Genomic DNA, 21,662 nt, shown 5'->3' with positions numbered 1-21,662 from the left:
ATTCGATTAATCAACCAGTAAAAATCCACACAAGTTGTTCTTCATAATCTCTTAATGATCTTCTCGATGCTTCGTCAGCATCAAGCTAGGTCGGCTATATTACTCTCTATTTTTAGAAAGTCAACATACAATATACAATGTTGATTTTATTTCTAAACTTACCACCTAAACCAGAACTCAACCATTTTAGCTAAATCCTTGTTTATCAACAAGTTTTTATCAACATCACCGCCGATGGATGTGCATTATAGGCGAAATATTTACGCTTGCAAGCCCTTTGATAAAAAAATTTAATCATCCGATTATTTTTTATTCATTTTACCTTTTTTAGCTATAAATTTCGGCCAAAAGTGTTTAAATACTCTCTTAAAATGTGCGCTGGGTCGAATGACCCTGCTTTCTCTTTTTTGCTTTCAGTATTCAAAGCACTAGGATCTTTTATGCGTCAACAACAATATGTATGGATTAGCCTGCTGACTTTAGGGATGGCCTCCCCTGCTTTTGCCAATGAATCTGCAGTAGACAGTTCTACCCGCACCACAGCAGAAGCAGACTCATCTGCAGCAACCAGCAAAGCCCCTTCACGCCTTGAATCCTTAAAAGAGCTGAAAAATATTAAAGCACAAGATTTGAAAGTGAATGCCAATGCCGCACAACCGGAAAGTGTTAAAGATCCACTACAACCTTTAAACCGTCAGGTCTATGCCTTAAATGATGTGTTAGACCGCAATATCGCCCGTCCGCTGGCTGTGCAATATACAGAAAAAGTTCCTGGCGATGTGCGTGGTTCTTATCGTAACTTCCGTAAAAACCTGGGTGAACCATGGAATGCAGTAAACCAGCTGATTCAGGGCCGTCCGCTCAGAGCAGCAAAAACGCTGGGCCGTTTTACTGTAAATACCATCACCACTTTAGGTCTGGCTGATCCGGCCCGTCGTTTGGGAATGGAAACCGAAGATGAAGATTTTGGCACTACTTTAGGCTATTTCGGGGTGCCGTCTGGCCCGTATCTGGTTTTGCCGATTATTGGCCCAAGTACCTTCCGTGATGGTTTTGGCCGTCTGGTTGACAGTCAGGCCCGTCCACAAAAATACATTCTAGAAGATCATGATGGACTGTACTGGACCGAGCAGGCTTTACGCGGCATTGATGCCCGTTCCCAGATTCTGGATGTAGAACAGGTGTTACAAGGGGATCGCTATGCCGCTATTCGTGATATTTACCTGCAGCGTAAAAACTTTGAAATTGCCGAGAAAAAAGGCTTAGAGGCCGAGAGCATTTCATTTATTGAAGATGTCGAAGACGACTACATCGAAGATGAAGAAAACTTTGATTCAGTTGCACCGCTCACTGAATAATTTGTAATACTTCTTTCTGGCGGGAAGTTCAACTTCCCCTAGTAATTCATTGATTGTTATAGTACATCTATCCCCTAAAGCGCATAGGATTATATTCTACATTTATGTATTTCATTCAGCCCACACGTGATATTCCCTATCTAGATCAGGTGATTGACACACTGCCCAGTGTGCAAATGATTCGCATAGATGACATCGACCTATATGATCAGACCATCATTGCCATTGCCGATGTGCAGGATTATTTAACCCATCGCTGGAATTTACCGACCATTGTTTTGGGCTTTGAAGATGAAGGGCTGGCCCTATCGCAAGCCTGGGAACAAGGCGCTTTGGCCGGCTGGATCTGGAGCAAACTGCCGACAGAACCGCAGCAGGCCCTGCTTAAAATTGATGCGCAATATAAACGCAATCAGGACAGTCGTGATTTACCTTCGGCTGCAGAGTTACAAAAACGTTTGCTGCCGAACCCGATTGAACTGGTCAATTATGAAATTGAAACCCTGTTTCAGCCTTCCGCCTATTTATCTGGCGACTGGTTCGATTACTGGAAAATTAGCGATAAAGAGCTAATTTTTTATCTGGCCGATGTGTCCGGACATGGGGTAACCAGCAGTTTATTAACGTCGTGGATGGCGGCTTTTCATGGCCGCTCCAAAACCCCGCGCGAGTTACTGAAAAAACTGAACGGGATGCTGGTACAGGAAAATATTGAAAAGCATATCACCATGATTAGCGGGATTTTAAACCTGGAAACCCATCAGCTGCGCTGGTCCAGTGCCGGACATTATCCGCCTGCGATTATCTTTGAGCCAAATCAGCCACCGAAAATCTTAAACACCAGCAGCTTCCCGTTGGGCCTGACCGAAGACCTGGAAGTAGAAGAATATGAATGCGTGCTGTCACGTCAGGCGCGCTTTATTATCTGTTCAGATGGTGCGCTGGAACCCTATGTTGGTGGACTCAATGAACAGTTTGAACAACTGGTCTATCACTTGCAGAATCAGTCCTTTAAAGCGCCAGAACACGTGGCCGACGATATTGCCATCCTCAGTTTGTGCCGACTGAATTAATCACTTAATCAACCACTTAAAACCATCCTTAGACTTATGTCCATAGCAGACACTTGAGTCTGTGGTGTCCCTATGGGATAATTTTATCTATCCTTCTCTGCAAATGGCATTTATATGTCAACAGGTCATGTTGAATACGCAAGTTTGGATGGAACGCATATTTTCAAGCTGATCGGCGAAGTGCGTGCCCAATCTTGTATCAGTTTAGACAAACTACTCAGTAAAATTGAACAGCAAACCAATGTGGTCGGCGCCATTGTCGATTTAACTCAAACCACATTTATTGACAGTACTGTTTTGGGTGTTTTGGCAAAACTCGGGCTAAAACTTAAACAGGTACATCAGATTCAGGCGGTCATGCTGTCGACCAATCCAGACATCACCACACTGGCCAATAGCATGGGCTTGGGGCAGGTGTTTGTGATTCTGAATTACTGTGGCGATCCGAGTGTCTGCACCCGTGCCCTGATTGAAGAGCATGTGACGCATAGCAATATGCTCTCGACCGTACTGGATGCCCATAAAACCCTGATGAAACTCAACGACAGCAACCAGAATATGTTTGAACCCCTGGTCAAACAGCTACAAAAAGAACAGGACAACTTGGAACAGGTGTCTAATCAGCAAAACGTATAATTTTCAGTTTGGGAGAATGCCTGCATGACTTTCGTTTCTGTTGCACAGATGAACTCGCAAAATGATATTGAAGCCAATTTCAACACAGTCGAGCAGCTGATTCAGCAGAGTAAAGCCGCCGGCAGTGAACTGCTGGTTCTTCCTGAAAATTTTATCTGTTTTGCTGCCGGCAAGCAGCGCGAAACTGCAGCCCAGTTTGAATCTATTCAACAACGTCTGGAACAACTGGCCCGTCAGCATCAAATCTGGCTGGTGGCGGGTACCCTGCCGTGTCCATTCCGCCCGGATGGTTCAGTCATTGAAGATGGCCGGGTACGTACTGTCAGCCTGTGTATCAGTCCGGAAAAAACCGAAGCCCGTTATGACAAGATTCACCTGTTTGATGTACAGGTGGGTGATGCCGTCGGGGGTTATCAGGAATCCAAATTCTTTGAACCGGGCCAAGACGTTGTGGTGGCCAAAACCCCATTTGGCAATATTGGCCTGATGGTCTGCTATGACCTACGTTTCCCGGAACTGGCGCTAAAACTGCGTGCACAAGGCGCCAATCTTCTGACAGCACCTTCTGCTTTTACCTACACCACTGGCCAGATGCACTGGCAGCTGCTGCTACAAGCACGTGCCATGGACAGTCAGTGTCAGGTTTTAGGTGCTGCCCAGCAAGGCTGGCACGGCGAAAAACGTCAAACCTGGGGTCATTCTGGTGCGACCAATTCCCGTGGACAATTACTGGCCATGGTGCAGGACGAAGGCGCGCAACTGATTACAGTCGAATTTGACCTGAAAGAACAGCAACAGGTACGCGAGTCAATGCCTTTAATGCAGCATCGCGTGTTAGTCAATTATTAAGTCTTTCCCTTGATCTCGCTGATATTGTTATCGACGTAAGCTTTCAACTTGCATATAATAATGATTCTTATTTTCAACAACAAATTATCCTGATGTTTAAAATCGTGATCACCAGTCTGGGGCTGCTGTGCTCGACACTGGCCTTGGCCGAGCTGAGTATTTCTGAAAAAATGCGTCCTGTGGTTTATTCTCAGGTCAATCCGGAGATGGCACGTCTGCCGGTTCCAGCCACACCGAATCAGATGAATCTTCCGGCCTTTGGACAGGGACTGATTGGCTGGGGCAGCGGCCCGGAAGGTGCGCAAGGGCGTTTAGATTCCATCACAGCTGCCGATGTGCATCAGATGCAAATTCAAGGTTTAACCCTGGAGATGGTGCAGGCCTGGCAGGCATTTTATACTCATGAAAGCCAGCGCAATCCCGGCAATCCGACGGCACCCTTACGCGCCCTCTTAATGCAAAAAATCGTCAGCCTGTGGTAGGGACTGACGATTTTTTTAAACAGGCTCTACAGCTCTGCTAGTCTGCCGCTTCATTGGTGACACGTAACACTTCTTCGACTGTGGTTTTACCGGCCAGTACTTTACGCAAACCATCTTCACGAATCGAACCGGATTGCTGGCGCGCATAGTTTTCCAGTTCATACTCTGCAGCATTGCCATGAATCAGGCGACGCATGTGATCATCTACCGGCACAATTTCATAAATGGCGGTCCGACCGGTAAATCCGGTATGCGCACACTGCTCACAGCCTTTCGGTTTCGGCAGGCGCAATACCTCTGCACTGCTGACAGGTTTAAACAGTTCTTTTTCAAAGTCATCAGCATCATGCCAGGTGGCGCAGTGCGCGCACAAGGTTCGGACCAGACGCTGCGCAATCACACCAATCAGGGAACTGGACAGCAGGAAAGGTTCAATGCCCATATCTTTTAAACGGGTTACGGCGCCAATCGCAGTATTGGTGTGCAAGGTCGATAATACCAGGTGACCAGTCAGCGAAGCCTGTACCGCAATTTCTGCAGTTTCCAGATCACGGATTTCCCCGACCATCACCACATCCGGGTCCTGACGCAGCATGGCTTTTAAAGCACGCGCGAAAGTCATATCGACCTTGGTGTTGACCTGAGTCTGCCCAATCCCTTCCAGCTGATATTCAATCGGATCTTCAGCAGTCAGAATATTTTTCGAGCCATCATTCAGGTCCGACAGTGCTGCATACAAGGTGGTGGTTTTCCCCGAACCGGTTGGACCAGTCACCAAGATAATGCCATGCGGACGATGTACCAGCTGTTTTAGCCGGTCATAATCATTTTGCATCAGGCCCAAATGGGTCATGTTCAGCCGTCCGGCCTGTTTATCCAGCAGACGCATTACCACCCGTTCACCATGCGAAGATGGCAAGGTTGAGACCCGCACATCGACTTCACGGCCCGCCAGGCGCAGCGAAATACGGCCATCTTGCGGAATGCGTTTTTCAGCAATATCCAGTTTGGCCATGACTTTAATCCGCGATACCAGTAACGGCGCCAGCTCACGACGCGGCTGTACAATTTCACGTAATTGTCCATCTACCCGCAAACGCACCGATAAGCGTTTTTCAAACGATTCAATATGAATATCCGACGCACCGACCCGAATGGCTTCGGACAGCAGTGCATTAATCAGCCGGACAATGGGCGCATCATCTTCCTGATCCATTAAATCTTCGGCTTCAGGCACCGAGTCGGCCAGACTGAGTAAATCCGGATGATCTTCCAGGCCTGCTGCAACCTGTTGTGATTCCCCGGTATCGCCGGCAAAACTGCTGCTTAACAGTTGATGAAATTCCTGATCGGTACATAACTGGAACTGGGCCGGATGCCCGAGAAAACGGCGTGCTTCCTGAATGGCCAGCAGCGGCGTATTTTCACGGCGCACGATAAAAGCATGATCCCCCTCATAGCGAATCAGCACGCCATGGCGTTTTGCAAAACTATAGGGAATTTGTAATTGTTTAAGTACTTGCATCAGCGATTATAATAATGATGAAAAAATCTCATTTGAGTGTACTCTAAGCTTATGACAGCGTGAAGTCTGTTTTTTAGGGTTTTAAATTGAAAGGAAGACGCCCTTGCCGCATCCGAATGAATTACTGAATCATGATGAATTGCCCGATTTAAAATGGTGGGGCGAACACGAGTTTGAGCTGCATCAGCCCAAAGCCTGGCAATTTGGCTCCCTGCTGTTTCGTTTAACACGCGGCATGCAGGAGTGGCGTCTGGAATATCATCGTCCGCAGGTGCAATATGACTATGAACAGCAATGGCATCGCATCAATGACCCGAATTTTTCCTTTCCGCAGCCAGTGAAAATTGAACGCTACATGTTCAAATCGACCACCAACAAGCTCCAGCTGATGCCGCGTCTGGCAGATCGGTCGGTGGTGATTAAACCGGTCGATCCGATTTATATTCCGGCTGGCCAGCGTGGCACGCTGTACATTAGTACCCCGTTATGGATTGCCGGTTTTGTCAATGGTCAGCGCGAGCCGATTTTTGATTTGCCGGTGATTTTGCCCAAAGATACCTGGTTTGGACCGAATCACCGTTATGGCGAAATCTGTTATGCCACCGCGGTGGATGGCCGGACCGAGCTGCACCAGCTACGCCCGCGCGCTTTTCGTGCCATTACGCCTATCGAGTTTCATAATATCAGCAACCAGCAATTGCGCTTTGACCGGATGAATGTACCGGTGCCGGCACTGCCGCTATTTTTTAGTGAAAGTACCGGACGTTTATGGACCTCCCAAATTAAAGTCTTGCACGAAGGCTCTGACCGGCCACCACGGGTACGAATTGAAAACCGTACCCCACCGCATGCCGGTGAAGTGATTTATGTGCATCCGCCACGTGAAACCGCGGGGGCGTTATTTAATATGTTTGATTCATTCTTCTAGGGAGTAGACATGGCCGATTCCAATATCCCTAAAGAAATTACCAATAGCCTGAAAGGGATTTTCACCAATATCAACACCGAGCGCCTGACTGAAATTCTGGTGGCGCTGGTGCTGTGCTTCTTAGGCTTTCTGGTGGCGCGTTTTGTCTCTAATGCCTTTATCCGCACCATTGGTAAACGCTTTAATGCGCATCAGAGTCTGGTCTGGCGTCGCGGGATTTTCTATTTTATTTTCCTGATTTTTGTGATGGCCAGCCTGAAAGAAGCCGGCTTTAAACTTAGTGTCTTCCTGGGTGCAGCCGGTATCTTAACCGTGGCGTTGGGTTTCGCGTCACAAACTTCGGCTTCCAACCTAATCAGCGGTCTGTTCCTGATTGGTGAAGGTTCCTTTGAAGTGGGCGACACCATCCAGATTACCCTCATTCGTGGTCATACCGTAGAAGGTGAAGTGATTTCGATTGACCTGCTCTCGGTAAAACTGCTCACCCAGGACAACGTGTATGTGCGTTTACCGAACGAACAGCTGATTCGGGCGCCAGTACACAACCTGTCCAAATTCCCGATCCGGCGGATTCCAATTACTCTGGCCATTAATTTCCATGAAGATATTATCAAGGTGCGTGAAGTGCTGCTGGATGTGGCCAATAAATATCCATTGGTGCTGGCCGATCCGAAACCTGCGGTGACAGTAACTGCCTTCCGTGAATCCTCAATTGAACTGCTGTTTGCGATCTGGTGCCAGCAGGAAAATTTCCTGCGAGTACGTGATGAAATGCAGGAACGGATTCGTAATGGCTTTGTCGATAACCAGATTGAAATTCCGGTACCGAAAATGGGCTTTGTCGATCATCCGCTGTCTCGACCGCTGGAAAATGCAGAGATTGATCAATATGCCAATGAAAAAGCCCTGAAACGTGAACCGGATTTAAAATAGATTTTTTAATATTAGCCTTCTCCACCAAGAGAAGGCTTTTTTCTATTCAGAGGGTGACCGTTCAACTGGCTGTTCTGGATCGGGCATTGGCGCAATATAGGCAATAATCAGCATCACCGCACCGGCGGCTAAAAAGGAAATCACCCGGGTTAAAGTGCCAATATGCGACAGATCAAACAGCACCAGCTTTAAGCTGACAACCACCAGAATACTGCCGCCCAGGACCCAGACCGAACACAGCTGTTTGCGACTGGCCCAGCTCATGGTAACAAATGCCAGGCTGACCCAAAGTAAAGTCAAACTCAGTTGTACCGTGCCATTACGCCACAGCGCCAATTCATTCAGCGGTGTACCCACATAGACATGCAAGCCACGCAGCACAATATAGCTACTCAGCCACAATAAACTCAGCACCATCAACACTGCGGCCATACTGCGGTCCAGCCCGGCCTTAACCTGTAACGACAGCATCCATAAAAAGCCGACCAGCATGGCGATGCTGACCAGATCAAAAGGATTTAAGATGGGCAGCAGATAGCCATGAAACGCCTGCTGGCTTAACAGCTGCGAACAGATCATCCAGGCCAGCATCAACAGCAAACTGCTTCGGGCCTGCCAGAACATCTGCCAGTCGGGCTGTGCCTGCCAGTAACACCAGCCGCAAAACAGCAGCGGTAAAATCACCATACTGATATACGGTTGCTGCGGTAATAAAGTCAGACTGGTCAGTAGCAGACTGAGTAAAGTACCGGCACTGACCCATTCTTTTTCGGTTCGTACACCTAAAAGCGGCCTTAACCAGAGCAGACTGAGGATGATGCTAGCTCCGGCAAACAACAGCCGCTCATTGAAAGATGCCCAGACAATACTACCCTGCTGCATCCGCAGCATGACAATTCCTGCCGCAAACAGCAGCAAGGGAACCAGGCCCGACCATTTGCTGAATAACCAGGCCACCCCGGCCTGTCGGCGTAACAGGATTTCATTCACAACCCAATAGGCCAGACTCAGGCTGAGCAGGCTCAGCACCGCACTGAGCTCGCCGGACCATTCATCCTGGAGCAGCACCAGCAGCATGGTGGTCGCCAGCAACATCAGCAGACATTGAAAGCCAATCATACTGCTACTAAGTTGTTGCTGAAATTGCAGCCGGCTATTGGACAGCAATACCACGCCCACATAGCTCAGGCACAGCACCCAGAACATGGCGCGTGGAAATACAATCAGCTCCACCAGATAGTACAGGCTCGACAGCCCCGCCACGACCAGCAGGCCCATGGCCAGATACAGACTGATTTTGGACTGCCGCACCAGCCCCAACAGGAAAATCAGCAGGCCTTCAATGGCCCAGCCCATAACACTTTTTTCAGCTGGTAATAAAATCGGCGGAATTAAGGCCAGAAAAATTAAGGTCAGGCTTAAATAGCTGTGCGCAATTAGCTGTACCGTTTGATGGTGTCTGGACAATCGGTACAACACGGCGAACAGCAGTGCAAACAGCAGACTGAGGCCCGCCTGCCAGGCTGTGTCCTGGAAATGCAGCACATATAAACTGCTATAGGCCAGCAACGGTGCAGCAAAAATCAGCCCAATATCCAGCGCCGGTTTAAGCTTAAACTTGTCTAAATCCTGCTGTGCCAATAACTGGCTAAAACGGAAACCCAGCCAGATAAAGATAGCGGCATGTGCCAGAATCAGCACGGTCATCAGGTCGCGGTCAGCATCGCTGCCATGCACAAAGGCATAGCTGCCACCGACCAGCACGGTCATTAAAAAAGCAATCTGATTCAGAAACTTCCACGGTCGCAGGCTGCTGAGCACGGCCACCGCAATATTAATCACTAGATAATAGCCAATAAATTCCGGTGCAGTTGCATCACGCACCGGTAAGGTAAATGGTGCAAGATAGGCCATCACCATGGCCATTAACGCCAGTTCAACCGACTGCTGTCTTAAACTCAGCCATAACGTCAGGGCCATTAGTAGCAGAAAATAGCCACTGGCAATCAGCAAGTTTGGAATTATTGCATTGTAATAGGCAAAGAATAAGGTCAGACACAAGGCTGCCAGCCCGAGCCCTTCCAGCCCCAGGGCAAAACTGCGATTGCGCTGCTGCAAGCGATAACCCAGTCCGGTCACGGCAGCACTACTCAGCGCGACCATGGCCAGTTTGGTGGCCAGGCTCAGCTGCCAATGTTCCGTGGCAAAACGCAGCAGCAGAATAATGCCGATCACCAGAATAGAAATCGCGGTTTTCAGCACCGGATTACCCTCAAAAATCCAGTGTTTGATTTGCTGGACTAAATTGGGAGCGGGCGCTGGTGCAGCTTCAGCTGTTGCACTAAACGGTAAAGGCGGTATGTCCGACTGTACCGAAGAAGCCGGCTGCGGCAAAAAATGCTGGGCCTGTTGAATCTGACCCAAATACTGTTCCAGACGCCGAAGCCAGCGCAGAAAAAAGAAAATCCAGGCCGCAGCGCCAGCGGCAATCATCCAGCCCCAATCCAGCAGCCCACCGACCACGGCAATAATCGAGGAGAGATACAGCGGCACTTTGGAGGTGGCACGAAATGCAATTAACCTTTGTTCGCCTAGCGCCTGGGCCGGTTGCTGAATAGCATCGACATAGTGCATGACACTCATCAGCAGCGCAAAACCACAGACATAGGTCAGCAGTGGAAATGATAAAAACCACGCGCTGATGGCGACAATCATCAGGCTCATCAACCAGATCATGCGGGTTTCGCTCTGCCCTCTCAGCATCTTGTTTTATTCCTTTATTAATTGTGCTGATCATACAACAACTTGCACAGTGCTTATTTTATATTCATCAGATATTCGGTAACCTGCATATACAATCATCACTCAGCGTGCGTGTGTAAAATCACGTACAATAAACAGGTTTTTTGGATTAGGAAACTTTCAATGCCACCATTTGTCTTGGTCGATGGGTCTTATTTTTTATTTCGTGCGTTTCACGCCTTACCCCCTTTAACCACGTCAACCGGTATACATACCAACGCCATCCGTGGGGCAATTTCCGCAATCCAGAAACTGATGCGCCGTACCCAGCCCACCCATATGGCGGTGATTTTTGATACCCCGGAACCAACCTTCCGTCACGAACTGTCACCCATTTATAAAGGTGACCGTCCAAGTATGCCAGATGAACTGTCACAGCAGATTCCTTATTTACACGCCTTAATTCGCGCACTGGGGATTCCTCTTTATATGCTGCCGGGTGCCGAAGCCGACGATATTATTGGCACGCTGGCCAAACGCGCCGAAGCCGAAGGTCATCAGGTGTTAATTTCCACCGGCGACAAAGACATGGCTCAGCTGGTGACCGACAAAGTTACGCTGGAAGACAGCTTCAAAGAGAAACCAATGGATGTGCAGGGTGTCTTTGAGAAATTTGGCGTCTGGCCGAATCAGATTGTTGATTATCTGACCCTGATGGGCGATGCCTCGGACGGGATTATGGGTGTTCCGGGCGTGGGTGCTAAAACTGCCGCCAAACTGCTGACTGAATACGGCTCTTTAGGCGGAATTCTAGAAAATGTCGACAAAATTAAAGGTCGCGTTGGCCAGAATATTAAAGACAATGTCGATGGTATTGCCATTGATCATCAACTGGCCAGTATTGTCTGTGATCTGGACATGGGCCTGACCTTTGCAGACCTGAAACTGTGCGATCCAAATACCGAAGAATTGCGCCGCCTGTATACCGAACTGGAGTTCCGGAACCAGCTACAGTCGCTCGATCATCCGAACAACCCGAACAGCAACAGCTACAAACAGGTCAGCCAGGCCATTAGCCAAACACCAGCGGCCGCAGAAGTCGCCACCGAAGATCAAGCTCAGCTCAGCAGCAGTGAAGATCAGCTAGGTGAAGCCACCTATCATACAGTGTTAAGCCCGGCAGACTGGGATGTACTCTTCCAGCGTTTAAGCACCGCCACACGTTTTGCCTTTGATACCGAAACCACCAGTCTGGATTATCGGATTGCCCAGATTGTCGGCTTCTCGGTGGCTTTTGATGCTACGGAAGCCTTCTATGTGCCTCTGGCGCATGACTATGCCGGCGCACCAGAACAGTTAAACCGTGAAACAGTGTTGGCGCAGATCAAACCGATTCTGGAAAATCCAGCGGTTGAAAAAATTGGCCATCATTTAAAATATGATGCGCATGTGCTGGAAAACCACGGCATTCACTTACAGGGCTGGTACTTTGACACCATGCTGGCCTCGTATGTCTTAAATTCTGTCGCCACCCGTCATGGGATGGATGATGTGGCGCGGCTGTATTTAAGTCATCTGACCACCACCTATGAACAGATTGCCGGTAAAGGCGCCAAACAGAAAACCTTTAACCAGATCGAGATTGAAACAGCTGCGCATTATGCCGCCGAAGATGCACATGTGACGTATCGCCTGTATGAAGTGCTGAATGAAAAGTTACAGCGTCATCCGGAACTCAGCAATCTGCTGCATCATATTGAAATGCCGGTAGCACGCGTGCTAACCCAGATGGAAGAAAACGGCATCAAGCTGAATCTGAATTTCCTAGATCAGCTGGGGGTAGAATTTTCCAACACCATGCTGCAACTGGAACAGCAGATTATTGAACTGGCCGGCCAGCCGTTTAATGTCAGCTCGCCCAAACAGGTTGGCGAAATCCTGTTTGAAAAGCTGGGCATCAAAGGCGGCAAGAAAACTGCCACCGGCCAATACAGCACCAGTGAAAGTATTTTAGAAAAGATTGAGCACCCGATTGCCAGCCTGATTGTGGAATATCGCGGTCTGTCTAAACTGAAAAGTACCTATACCGATGGCTTACAAAAGCAGGCTAATAGCAGCAGCCATCGCGTGCATACCAGTTATCATCAGGCACTGACCGCAACAGGCCGTCTGTCTTCGACCGATCCGAACCTGCAAAATATTCCGGTACGTATGGATATTGGCCGCCAGATTCGTAAAGCCTTTATTGCACCAGAAGGCCGCGTATTACTGGCTGCCGACTATTCGCAAATTGAACTGCGTTTAATGGCGCATTTCTCGCAAGATGACGCGCTGGTTGATGCCTTCAATCATGGTCAGGATGTACACCGCCGTACCGCTGCCGAAGTGTTGAATATTGCCCTGGAAGATGTCACGCCAGATCAGCGCCGCCAGGCCAAAGCGGTTAACTTCGGCCTGTTATATGGTATGTCCGAATTTGGTCTGATCCGTCAATTGGGCTTTACCCGTGAAGAATCGCAGAACTATATCAAGCAATACTTCCAGCGTTATCCGGGCATTTATGAATATATGCAGCGCACCCGTCAGGTGGCTCTGGAACAAGGCTTTGTCGAAACCCTGACCGGCCGCCGTTTATATACCCCGGATATTGATGCCCGTAACATGATGGTGCGTAAAGCAGCAGAACGTGCCGCAATTAATGCGCCGCTACAAGGCTCGGCGGCAGATATTATTAAAATGGCCATGGTGGAGGTAGACAAAATGCTGCCACGCGATCAGGCCAAAATGCTACTGCAGGTACACGATGAACTGGTGTTTGAAGTCGATGCCGATGTCGCCGATGAACTGGCACCCAAACTGGCCGAAGTGATGCAGTCGGTGATTGAACTGTCTGTTCCGCTGGTGGTCGAAGTGGGTAAAGGCCAGAACTGGGATGAAGCACACTAAAGTCTTTCCACCTTCCTCCTCGGAGGAAGGCTGGGCTGAAGGTCATTTGCCTCTTGGGCAAAATATCAAGGTCTTCACCTCAAAACTTGAGCCATAAAAAAGGACGCCGCAGCGTCCTTTTTTCTTGAGCTCAATTTAGAACCCAGTCAGCAAAACAATTGCCACCTGGTTCATCAGAATTTCAGCAATATATAACGCCAGAAATGCCAGAATTGGAGACAGGTCAATCATGCCCATATTCGGCATGATCCGGCGAAACGGTGCCAGTAAAGGTTCTGCCAGTTCCTGAATCACTTCAATATAAGGCCCGCGTGACTGGGTAAACATCACTACCCAACTTAAAATAATGGTGGCAAAAATCAGGTAACGACAGAAACGTAGCAGGTCCTGAATCATGGTCACAAAGGTGAGAATCAGCAGATGTACCGGGCCATTAGGCATCGCCCCGTTTAAATACATCATGCCGTAATTTTTCAGCAGATAAAGCACCACCAGCAGCGCCAATGCCGCCAGATTCACCCGGCCTTTTGCCACGGTCGGGAAAATACGGCTAAATACATCTACAATTTTCGTGGCCTTGATCGTAGACAACACCACCGGATTATAAGGACTCACCGCAGCCAGCTGCATGAGAAAACGGAAGAAGACGAGCAAAATCGCTACGTTAATGATGATGCCAAAAATTAGCGCAGAATTTGCACCCATACTTGAACGTTCCTAAAATTAAATACTTTATTTAATGCTGTCACTCAGCTCGGCAGCCAGTTCCTGACTGCGTGTTTTGGCAGCCGCCAACGCCGCCTGAATATTCTGCGACACTTGCGCACGGTCAAACACTTCCAACGCTGCCTGCGTGGTCCCGTTTGGAGAGGTCACGTTTTTACGCAGCTCTGCCGGGGTATTGGAACTGGTAATTGCCATTTGTGCCGCACCCAACGCAGTTTGCAAGGTTAAAGCCGTTGCCACTTTTTCATCCAGGCCCAAGTTTTTGCCGGCACGAATCATACTTTCCATCATATAGAAAAAGTAAGCCGGGCCAGAACCGGATACTGCCGTGACTGCATCAATTTGCGCTTCAGAGTTTACCCAAATTGTTAAACCCGTGGCAGCCAAAACCTGACTTGCCAATTCACGGTCTTTGCTATCGACCGCATCATGCGCATATAAACCATGCGCACCAGTTTGTACCAGTGCCGGGGTATTTGGCATCACCCGCACCACACGGTCGGTATCGAGCAATGCCGAAATGGTGGCAATTTCTGCACCGGCAACAATCGAAATCACCAGTTTGCCTTCAAACTGCCCTTTTAGCGGTTGCAGCACGCTGGCCAGCACCTGCGGTTTGACTGCGAACACCACAATATCGGCGTCACGAATGGCAGCCTGGTTGTCTTCGGTCACATGTACATCTTTTTCTTCCAGCAACAAACGGATTTTTTCGACCGGATCAGCAACTGTAATACGCGTTGAAGGCATGCCACGTGCAATCAGGCCACCAATTAAGGCCTGTGCCATATTTCCGCCACCAATAAAACTAATATTACAATTTAACACTGCACTCATGATTCACACTCTTGGTTGAGTTCTTTATAGTTAAGAGATTAAAGTCGGTTGCCAGCCATCCGGTTCGCAATAGGCAGAATCTGCCAGCCAAAACCCTTTTGGCGTGAAAACCCCTAGCATAACATTATCTCTGCTTAATATTTGAATTGTATGACGCTTCCAGGGAAAAATTTGTGCCTGCTGTATCGCCTTTTTTAATGGCCAGGCCCCGACACGTCCATGAAGATGGATTTTTTCTCCGCCCACTCGCGTACTTAAAGTCAATTCTTGTTGGAGTAATGCAAAAGACAAACCAACCTGATGCGGTGCATTCAACTGAAACTGTCCGGCTGGTAAATCTAGGGTTTGCCCCAACTGCCAGCACACCTGTTCCCGCGCAGGGATGGCCTGTTGACTGGCCAAATATTCCAGCTGAGGCAGACGGTAAATGACATTTTGATAGCGCACATAATAAAAGCCGTTGCAATGCAAAGCCGCTTGCGCATCGGCCCGGGCCTGAATCACTTCCTGCTGAATACGCTGCACCATGTCAAAACTTGGCCGGTACTGGCTGTCCCCTTTCATCCAGAACGACAGTAACTGGCGTTGCCGCGCCTCGGACAATTGCTGAATACGGTGTAAATCCAGATGCTCGGCATCGCCACAGCTGGCCAAATCCTGCCGCAATACTTCGGCCAAAATCTGCTCGGCATCCTGCATCAGCTGGCTGCTGCGGCAAATGCTTTGCTGCATTTTGGGAAAGCGCGCGTTTAACAGCGGCCATAACTGTTCCCGACACCAGGCCCGGTCGTAGTGAATATCCTGATTGGTCGGATCTTGAATATGTGGAATCGAAAGCTGCTGGCACCAGGTCTGAATCTGCTCACGCGATAAAGATAGCAACGGTCGCCAGATTGACAGTTCAGGACGAGAATCGAAAGTTTTCATAGCCGCCAGGCCAGGAATTCCAGCACCGGAAAACAGACGCAATAACACCGTTTCTGCCTGATCCTGCTGATGATGGGCCAGTACCAATATCTCGTTGGTTTGAATATGCTGCTGAAATGCCTGATAACGTGCGGCGCGTGCCTGCTGTTCCAGATTGCCTTCGGCGACCTGTACCGCTTGAATCATGCACGGAATATTGAAGGCCTGACAATGCTGCTGGACAAATTCGCCCCAGGCCTGGCTGGAAGACTGTAATTGATGATCAATATAAATGGCCCGGACTTTTTCCGGGCATAAAAACGCCATCAGATGCAGCAGCAGCATGGAATCCATGCCGCCACTACATCCGATGAGAAAATGGGTATCTTCTGGAAAAGACTGAATCTGGGTTAAGACGCCAGTCCTAAATTGTCGCTGCCAAACTTCATCAAACGCTGGTAACGTGCTTCGCATCGTTCTTGTGCATCCATCGGTTGCAATTCTTCTAGAGCCTGTTTTAACACGGCTTTTAAATCTTGCATGACTTTTTCTGGTTGCAAGTGAGCTCCCTCACCTTCATCAACCACATATTCAACAATGCCCATCTGCTGTAATTTTTCAGCAGTCAGTGCCAATGCTTCACTTGCCTGTTCTGCTTTTTCTGCAGTTTTCCACAAAATAGATGCACAGCCTTCTGGAGAAATTACTGAATAAATACTGTGAGATAACATCACCACACGATCCGCAACACCAATACCCAAGGCACCGCCTGAACCGCCTTCACCTAAAACTGTTGCCACGACCGGCACTTTCAGGTTCGATAATTGAGCAAGACTGGTAGCAATCGCTTCCGCCTGACCACGTTCTTCTGCACCCACACCCGGATAAGCACCCATGGTGTCAATAAAGGTAAAGACCGGCAGCTTGAAACGTTCTGCCATATCTAGCAAACGCTGTGCCTTACGGTAACCTTCCGGGTTACTCATGCCGAAATTGTGCTGCAATTTCTCGCGGGTACTGCGACCACGATGCTGGCCCACGACCATGACCGGCTGACCATCGAAGCGTGCCAAGCCACCCACCATTGCACCATCATCACCAAATAAACGGTCGCCGTGCAACGCATCAAATTCAGTGAAAATTTCGCCTACATAGTCCAGGAATTGCGGACGCTCTGGATGACGTGCAATTTGGACCGTTGTCCATGCTTTTGATTGAGCAGCTTTATTTTTCATAAGTCGACTGTTATCCCTAAATTAACCAAAACGTTAATCGACAAATTGTTCCGAATGAATTTTTAATTCAATGTCCCAATTCTTGAACTGCACTTGTTCATCGTGCAATTCAGCGACAAGCAATGGCCATTGTTTAGCATCACCCGAAACGCTGAGCTGCCATTGTTGCGCATTCTGAACACTCAATTCAATGGCAGGAAGCATCTGATCGCTACGACTATGATTGACTAAAACTGCTAGGCGCAGCAGCAGACATAAATGCATTAATTTATGGCCACCGACCTTGTTGACATCAATTTTATCGTCCTGACGCAGCTTGCGGCGATGATGCGCAACCAGATGCGACAGATGGTTTTGATCAATTTGTGAAAAGCCTGGAATATCCGAATGTTGTAATAAATAAGCACCATGACGATGATAGCCACCATGACTGATCGCCAGACCAATTTCATGTAAATAGGCCGCGCGGCGCAGTAAATCACTGTCATCGCTGGTCAATTTCAGCTCCGCGGCCACGCCTTCAAACAGGTGCTGCGCGGTTTTGACCACACGTTCTGCCTGTTTCGGATCGGCGTTATAACGGCCCATCAGCGCCTGCACACTGCGGTCCCGGATATCTTCATGCTGGAAACGGCCCAGCAGGTCATACATTACGCCTTCACGTAAGGCACCATCGGAATAAACCAGTTTATCAATATCTAAAATATCAAAAACTGCATATAAAATCGCAATCCCGGCTGGCAAAACTGCTCGTCGATCTTCTTTTAAACCGTCAAAGTCCATTTCAGAGACATGCTTATATTTAAGCAGCTTATCTTTGAGTTTTTCCAGGCCCTCACGGGTCAGATTTTCCTGCGCATTGCTCCAGCCCATATTCACGGTAATCTGGCGGCAGGCTTTAATGGTACCACTTGAGCCTACTACGGTATCCCAGCCGGCATTTTTATAGGTATTGGCAATGGTGGATAATTCTTTGCGTGCGGCAAACACGGCTTTGTCAAAACTTTTATGGTTAATTTCACCTTCGGCGAAAAAGGCTTTGGTATAGGCCACACAGCCCATCTGTAAAGATTCGGTATGAATAGGTTCGAATTCTTCACCAATAATCAGCTCGGTTGAACCACCGCCAATATCAATCACCAGGCGGCGACCACTGTTTTCCATGGTGTGCGACACACCCAGATAAATTAAGCGGGCTTCTTCACGACCGGCAATAATTTCAATGGGTTTTGGCAAGATTTCTGCGGCTTTTTGAATAAATTCATGTCCGTTTTTGGCCTGACGCAAGGCGTTGGTGGCAACAATACGTAAACGGTTCGGCTGTACAGCGCTTAAACGTCCGACAAAGCGTGCCAGACAGGCTAAACCGCGCTGCTGTGCGGCTTCGGTTAAATTTTTATTCTCATCTAAACCAGCGGCAAGCTGTACTTTTTCTGACATTGATGCCACTTTTTTTACTTCACCATGATCCACACGGGCAATGGCCAGGTGGAAGCTGTTCGACCCCATATCGATGGCTGCAAGTAACTCTTCATCAATTAAAAAATCAGACATTCTTCAAACAAACCTATACAGAATTGTGCCTAGAGTAATTCACATACATGCAATTTAAAAGCCATTTGTGCGCACATTTCGATGAGTATTTAAATTTTCGGCAGATGTGACAATTGTGTGACACGATCATCAGCATCGTGAGCATCAATTAGACAAATTCACAGGAAAGATCGAAAATTTACATATTCCTCTACATTGTTCTAGATGGCTATGTAATACTAATAAATATAGCTATCTATACAAAAATTCATTTGGAGCACATTCCATGTCTGGCAACATCGTAAACACAACGGATGCAAACTTCGAAGCAGACGTTCTTCAATCTGAAACACCTGTATTGGTTGACTTCTGGGCGGGCTGGTGTGCGCCTTGTAAGGCAATTGCGCCAGTACTTGAAGTTTTGGCGACTGAATATGAAGGCAAAGTTAAAATTGTGAAAGTTGACGTGACCGCTTGCGAACAAACTGCCGTGAACTACAACATCCGTAACATCCCTGCACTGTTGATGTTCAAAAATGGGGAAGTGGTTGCCCAGCAGATTGGTGCTGCACCAAAATCGAAACTGACTGCATTTATTGATGAAAACATCTAAATCCTGTCTGTTTAGAAAAATTAAAATACGCTATGTTTCATAGCGTATTTTTTTCGTCTATAAATTGACAAATCGGCGTTTCTCTCTTATATTGCTTGCTCAAGAAATAAAGGACTTCCCGTCCCGCCCGTTTCTTAAAAGACACAACACAAAAATGCCGCTCGGCAACAGAAATTGTTTTTTCACATTTTTCTCTGAAACAATTAATCAGTCCTCTGAATTGTTATTGTGCAAATACAATTGCGTTCGTTTTATTGCCTGCATGCGGTCAAATGTTGCTTCCCTTCCAACCTGTACCCCAGAATTTTTGATTCTATCTGATCACCTATGAATTTAACCGAACTCAAGAAAAAACCGATTGGCGAACTCATCAAGATTGCCGAGTTTATGGGCCTTGAAGGAATGGCTCGTAACCGTAAGCAAGACATTATTTTTGCCATCTTAAAACGTCATGCAATGAATGGCGAAGAGATTTTTGGTGATGGCGTGCTCGAAATTCTGTCAGATGGTTTTGGCTTCTTACGCTCTGCAGCAGGCTCTTATTTAGCCGGTCCTGACGATATCTATGTCAGCCCTTCGCAAATTCGTCGTTTTAACCTGCGTACCGGTGACACCATTACCGGCACCATTCGCCCACCAAAAGAAGGCGAACGTTATTTTGCCCTGTTAAAAGTTAACCAGATTAACTACGACACGCCAGAAAACTCGCGCAATAAAATCCTGTTTGAAAACCTGACCCCGCTGTTCCCAACCGAACAACTGGTCATGGAACTTGGTAACGGTACCACTGAAGATTTAACCGCGCGTGTGGTTGACTTGGTTGCGCCAATTGGTAAAGGCCAGCGTTCAATTATTGTAGCGCCGCCAAAAGCTGGTAAAACCATGTTATTACAAAACATCGCCCAGTCGATTGTACGTAATAACCCGGAAGTATTCCTGATTGTTCTGCTGATTGACGAACGTCCGGAAGAAGTGACCGAAATGGAACGTACCGTGCGTGGTGAAGTGGTTGCCTCAACCTTTGATGAATCTCCAGCCCGTCACGTACAAGTGGCTGAAATGGTAATTGAAAAAGCCAAGCGTCTGGTAGAACACAAAAAAGATGTGGTGATTCTGCTTGACTCGATTACCCGTTTAGCGCGTGCCTATAACACCGTGGTGCCATCTTCAGGTAAAGTCCTGACTGGTGGTGTCGATGCTCACGCACTGGAACGTCCAAAGCGTTTCTTTGGTGCCGCACGTAATATTGAAGAAGGCGGCTCACTGACCATCATCTCAACCGCGTTAATTGAAACCGGCAGCAAGATGGATGAAGTGATTTACGAAGAATTCAAAGGTACCGGTAACCAGGAAATTACGCTTGATCGTCGTATTGCCGAAAAACGCGTGTTCCCTGCCATGAACATCAAGAAATCAGGTACCCGTCGTGAAGAGCGCCTGATGTCTGAAGACAACCTGCGTAAGGTCTGGATTCTGCGTAAGCTGCTGCATACCCAAGATGAACTGGCAGCCATGGAATTCCTGCTGGATCGTATGAAAGAAACCAAAACCAATGACGAGTTCTTTGATCATATGAAGCGTAAAGCCAGCAACTAAGATCAAAACTTTTTAAAAAGGCCATCGTATAACGATGGCTTTTTTATTTCGGTTGACCATCTTTACATAAAGATACAATTGGACGTTTTCTGTGTAAACTTATTTTTAAGTAAATGATTATAAATAAGTATTTCAAAAAAACCCTATAGTTTTTAATGATTTAAATCGCCTTTCGCCAATATAAACTGAACTCTTGATTGTTATTTTCTGTTAAAAAACAACGCATTTTAGGGCTTTTTTCGGCATTTTTTAGAGCAAGCTAGTAGTAATTAAAAAAACTCAGTGATAGCATATTCGCAGACCAGTTAGACTGCTCCTGCGTTGTTAGTGCCTAACAAAATTAGGAATAATAAAAGCATATAACAGGCTAACGTCGGTTTTTTTTAATCTCAATTTTTTAGAGAGTGATGCCATGTTATTCAAAAAAATCGCTATTGCTGCTGCAGTTGCTACTACTTTAGCTTTCGTTGGTTGTGCTAAAAAAACTGAAGAAGCTGCTGCTGACGCTAACCAAGCTGCATCTGAAGCTGTTGTAGCTGCTTCTGAAGCTGAAGCTGCTGCTGACGCTGCTGCTGTTGAAGCTGCTTCTGGCGCTGATGCTGCTGTAGACGCTGCTGCTGATGCTGCTGACACTGCTGCTGCTGCTGCTACTGACGCTGCTGATGCTGCTACTGACGCTGCTGATGCTGCTGTTGACGCTGCTGCTTCTGAAGCTCAATAATCTTAGATTATTGACAAAAAGAG

General features: G+C 47.7%; 18 protein-coding genes. 11 read left to right on the top strand and 7 right to left on the bottom strand.

The annotated features are described in order from the left end of the window. Positions 1 to 440 precede the first annotated feature (440 nt). The 5 genes from FTT89_RS12315 to FTT89_RS12295 all read left to right on the top strand — a co-directional run bounded on the left by FTT89_RS12315 (position 441) and on the right by FTT89_RS12295 (position 4,398). On the top strand, positions 441 to 1,358 hold the full coding sequence (locus tag FTT89_RS12315) for a VacJ family lipoprotein (RefSeq protein WP_180006958.1): 918 nt from the start codon (positions 441 to 443) through the stop codon (positions 1,356 to 1,358). A 104-nt stretch (positions 1,359 to 1,462) separates the two neighbouring features. Then, complete coding sequence (gene gigA / locus FTT89_RS12310) at positions 1,463 to 2,431, top strand: RsbU family protein phosphatase GigA (RefSeq protein WP_104472728.1); 969 nt, start codon at positions 1,463 to 1,465, stop codon at positions 2,429 to 2,431. Positions 2,432 to 2,545: 114 nt separating this feature from the next. Continuing rightward, positions 2,546 to 3,067: an anti-anti-sigma factor GigB gene (gene gigB / locus FTT89_RS12305; RefSeq protein WP_005182525.1), complete on the top strand. Its 522-nt coding sequence runs from the start codon at positions 2,546 to 2,548 to the stop codon at positions 3,065 to 3,067. 24 nt (positions 3,068 to 3,091) lie between these two features. Further along, positions 3,092 to 3,916, top strand: a complete 825-nt coding sequence (locus FTT89_RS12300) for a carbon-nitrogen hydrolase family protein (RefSeq protein ID WP_180006957.1) — start codon at positions 3,092 to 3,094, stop codon at positions 3,914 to 3,916. 92 nt (positions 3,917 to 4,008) lie between these two features. Then, a complete protein-coding gene (locus FTT89_RS12295) occupies positions 4,009 to 4,398 on the top strand; it encodes a DUF4951 domain-containing protein (protein WP_168399188.1) in 390 nt (129 codons plus the stop codon). A 37-nt stretch (positions 4,399 to 4,435) separates the two neighbouring features. Here the strand turns inward: FTT89_RS12295 and gspE are convergent, their stop codons facing one another. Next, positions 4,436 to 5,923 (bottom strand): type II secretion system ATPase GspE, encoded by a 1,488-nt coding sequence (gene gspE, locus FTT89_RS12290; RefSeq protein ID WP_104472732.1) that lies wholly within the window; start codon positions 5,921 to 5,923, stop codon positions 4,436 to 4,438. Between the two features lie 124 nt (positions 5,924 to 6,047). Between gspE and FTT89_RS12285 the strand changes: the two genes are divergently transcribed. Together FTT89_RS12285 and FTT89_RS12280 are read left to right on the top strand one after the other, a co-directional pair. Next, the gene (locus FTT89_RS12285; RefSeq protein WP_373684733.1) at positions 6,048 to 6,851 is read left to right on the top strand and encodes a hypothetical protein; all 804 of its coding nucleotides are present in this window, start codon (positions 6,048 to 6,050) and stop codon (positions 6,849 to 6,851) included. Positions 6,852 to 6,860: 9 nt separating this feature from the next. Continuing rightward, positions 6,861 to 7,784, top strand: coding sequence for a mechanosensitive ion channel family protein (locus tag FTT89_RS12280; protein WP_016659510.1), 924 nt, complete (start codon positions 6,861 to 6,863; stop codon positions 7,782 to 7,784). Between the two features lie 42 nt (positions 7,785 to 7,826). Here the strand turns inward: FTT89_RS12280 and FTT89_RS12275 are convergent, their stop codons facing one another. Beyond that, positions 7,827 to 10,547, bottom strand: coding sequence for a DUF2339 domain-containing protein (locus tag FTT89_RS12275; RefSeq protein WP_180006956.1), 2,721 nt, complete (start codon positions 10,545 to 10,547; stop codon positions 7,827 to 7,829). 162 nt (positions 10,548 to 10,709) lie between these two features. On the opposite strand from FTT89_RS12275, the gene polA reads away from it, so the two are divergent. Next, entirely contained in the window at positions 10,710 to 13,472 is a 2,763-nt protein-coding gene (gene polA / locus FTT89_RS12270) for a DNA polymerase I (RefSeq protein WP_180006955.1), read from the top strand. 135 nt (positions 13,473 to 13,607) lie between these two features. Here the strand turns inward: polA and FTT89_RS12265 are convergent, their stop codons facing one another. From FTT89_RS12265 to ppx, 5 genes are read right to left on the bottom strand one after another with little or no spacing between them, the layout of a single operon-like run. Beyond that, positions 13,608 to 14,177 (bottom strand): YggT family protein, encoded by a 570-nt coding sequence (locus FTT89_RS12265; RefSeq protein ID WP_005182501.1) that lies wholly within the window; start codon positions 14,175 to 14,177, stop codon positions 13,608 to 13,610. A 27-nt stretch (positions 14,178 to 14,204) separates the two neighbouring features. Further along, positions 14,205 to 15,035, bottom strand: a complete 831-nt coding sequence (gene proC, locus FTT89_RS12260) for a pyrroline-5-carboxylate reductase (protein ID WP_005182498.1) — start codon at positions 15,033 to 15,035, stop codon at positions 14,205 to 14,207. A 30-nt stretch (positions 15,036 to 15,065) separates the two neighbouring features. Then, complete coding sequence (tilS, locus tag FTT89_RS12255; RefSeq protein WP_180006954.1) at positions 15,066 to 16,415, bottom strand: tRNA lysidine(34) synthetase TilS; 1,350 nt, start codon at positions 16,413 to 16,415, stop codon at positions 15,066 to 15,068. Then, positions 16,352 to 17,176, bottom strand: a complete 825-nt coding sequence (locus FTT89_RS12250) for an acetyl-CoA carboxylase carboxyltransferase subunit alpha (protein ID WP_045795976.1) — start codon at positions 17,174 to 17,176, stop codon at positions 16,352 to 16,354. The genes tilS and FTT89_RS12250 overlap by 64 nt, the downstream gene beginning before the upstream one ends. Before the next feature lie 33 nt (positions 17,177 to 17,209). Beyond that, positions 17,210 to 18,730: an exopolyphosphatase gene (ppx, locus tag FTT89_RS12245; protein ID WP_005182484.1), complete on the bottom strand. Its 1,521-nt coding sequence runs from the start codon at positions 18,728 to 18,730 to the stop codon at positions 17,210 to 17,212. Between the two features lie 265 nt (positions 18,731 to 18,995). Here ppx and trxA point away from each other — a divergent pair, with 265 nt between their 5' ends. From trxA to FTT89_RS12230, 3 genes are all read left to right on the top strand, one after another. Then, positions 18,996 to 19,322 (top strand): thioredoxin, encoded by a 327-nt coding sequence (gene trxA / locus FTT89_RS12240; protein WP_016659515.1) that lies wholly within the window; start codon positions 18,996 to 18,998, stop codon positions 19,320 to 19,322. Positions 19,323 to 19,649: 327 nt separating this feature from the next. Continuing rightward, positions 19,650 to 20,918 (top strand): transcription termination factor Rho, encoded by a 1,269-nt coding sequence (rho, locus tag FTT89_RS12235; RefSeq protein ID WP_005182456.1) that lies wholly within the window; start codon positions 19,650 to 19,652, stop codon positions 20,916 to 20,918. A gap of 412 nt (positions 20,919 to 21,330) precedes the next feature. Next, a complete protein-coding gene (locus FTT89_RS12230; protein ID WP_005182453.1) occupies positions 21,331 to 21,639 on the top strand; it encodes a hypothetical protein in 309 nt (102 codons plus the stop codon). Positions 21,640 to 21,662: the final 23 nt, after the last annotated feature.

It is taken from the genome of Acinetobacter sp. YH01025 (genome assembly GCF_013420185.1).
Lineage (GTDB): Bacteria > Pseudomonadota > Gammaproteobacteria > Pseudomonadales > Moraxellaceae > Acinetobacter > Acinetobacter indicus.
The sequence above is the reverse complement of the archived record's forward strand: the minus strand, read 5'-3'. Positions and strand labels throughout refer to the sequence as shown.

Excerpts from the sequence above, each read along its gene's own strand:
- proC (WP_005182498.1), bottom strand. The coding sequence starts at position 15,035 with ATGAGTGCAGTGTTAAATTGTAATATTAGTTTTATTGGTGGCGGAAAT.
- tilS (WP_180006954.1), bottom strand. The coding sequence starts at position 16,415 with ATGCGAAGCACGTTACCAGCGTTTGATGAAGTTTGGCAGCGACAATTT.
- FTT89_RS12275 (WP_180006956.1), bottom strand. The coding sequence starts at position 10,547 with ATGCTGAGAGGGCAGAGCGAAACCCGCATGATCTGGTTGATGAGCCTG.
- FTT89_RS12265 (WP_005182501.1), bottom strand. The coding sequence starts at position 14,177 with ATGGGTGCAAATTCTGCGCTAATTTTTGGCATCATCATTAACGTAGCG.
- gspE (WP_104472732.1), bottom strand. The coding sequence starts at position 5,923 with ATGCAAGTACTTAAACAATTACAAATTCCCTATAGTTTTGCAAAACGC.
- polA (WP_180006955.1), top strand. The coding sequence starts at position 10,710 with ATGCCACCATTTGTCTTGGTCGATGGGTCTTATTTTTTATTTCGTGCG.
- rho (WP_005182456.1), top strand. The coding sequence starts at position 19,650 with ATGAATTTAACCGAACTCAAGAAAAAACCGATTGGCGAACTCATCAAG.
- ppx (WP_005182484.1), bottom strand. The coding sequence starts at position 18,730 with ATGTCTGATTTTTTAATTGATGAAGAGTTACTTGCAGCCATCGATATG.
- trxA (WP_016659515.1), top strand. The coding sequence starts at position 18,996 with ATGTCTGGCAACATCGTAAACACAACGGATGCAAACTTCGAAGCAGAC.
- gigB (WP_005182525.1), top strand. The coding sequence starts at position 2,546 with ATGTCAACAGGTCATGTTGAATACGCAAGTTTGGATGGAACGCATATT.
- FTT89_RS12230 (WP_005182453.1), top strand. The coding sequence starts at position 21,331 with ATGTTATTCAAAAAAATCGCTATTGCTGCTGCAGTTGCTACTACTTTA.
- FTT89_RS12250 (WP_045795976.1), bottom strand. The coding sequence starts at position 17,176 with ATGAAAAATAAAGCTGCTCAATCAAAAGCATGGACAACGGTCCAAATT.
- FTT89_RS12295 (WP_168399188.1), top strand. The coding sequence starts at position 4,009 with ATGTTTAAAATCGTGATCACCAGTCTGGGGCTGCTGTGCTCGACACTG.
- FTT89_RS12280 (WP_016659510.1), top strand. The coding sequence starts at position 6,861 with ATGGCCGATTCCAATATCCCTAAAGAAATTACCAATAGCCTGAAAGGG.
- FTT89_RS12300 (WP_180006957.1), top strand. The coding sequence starts at position 3,092 with ATGACTTTCGTTTCTGTTGCACAGATGAACTCGCAAAATGATATTGAA.
- FTT89_RS12315 (WP_180006958.1), top strand. The coding sequence starts at position 441 with ATGCGTCAACAACAATATGTATGGATTAGCCTGCTGACTTTAGGGATG.
- gigA (WP_104472728.1), top strand. The coding sequence starts at position 1,463 with ATGTATTTCATTCAGCCCACACGTGATATTCCCTATCTAGATCAGGTG.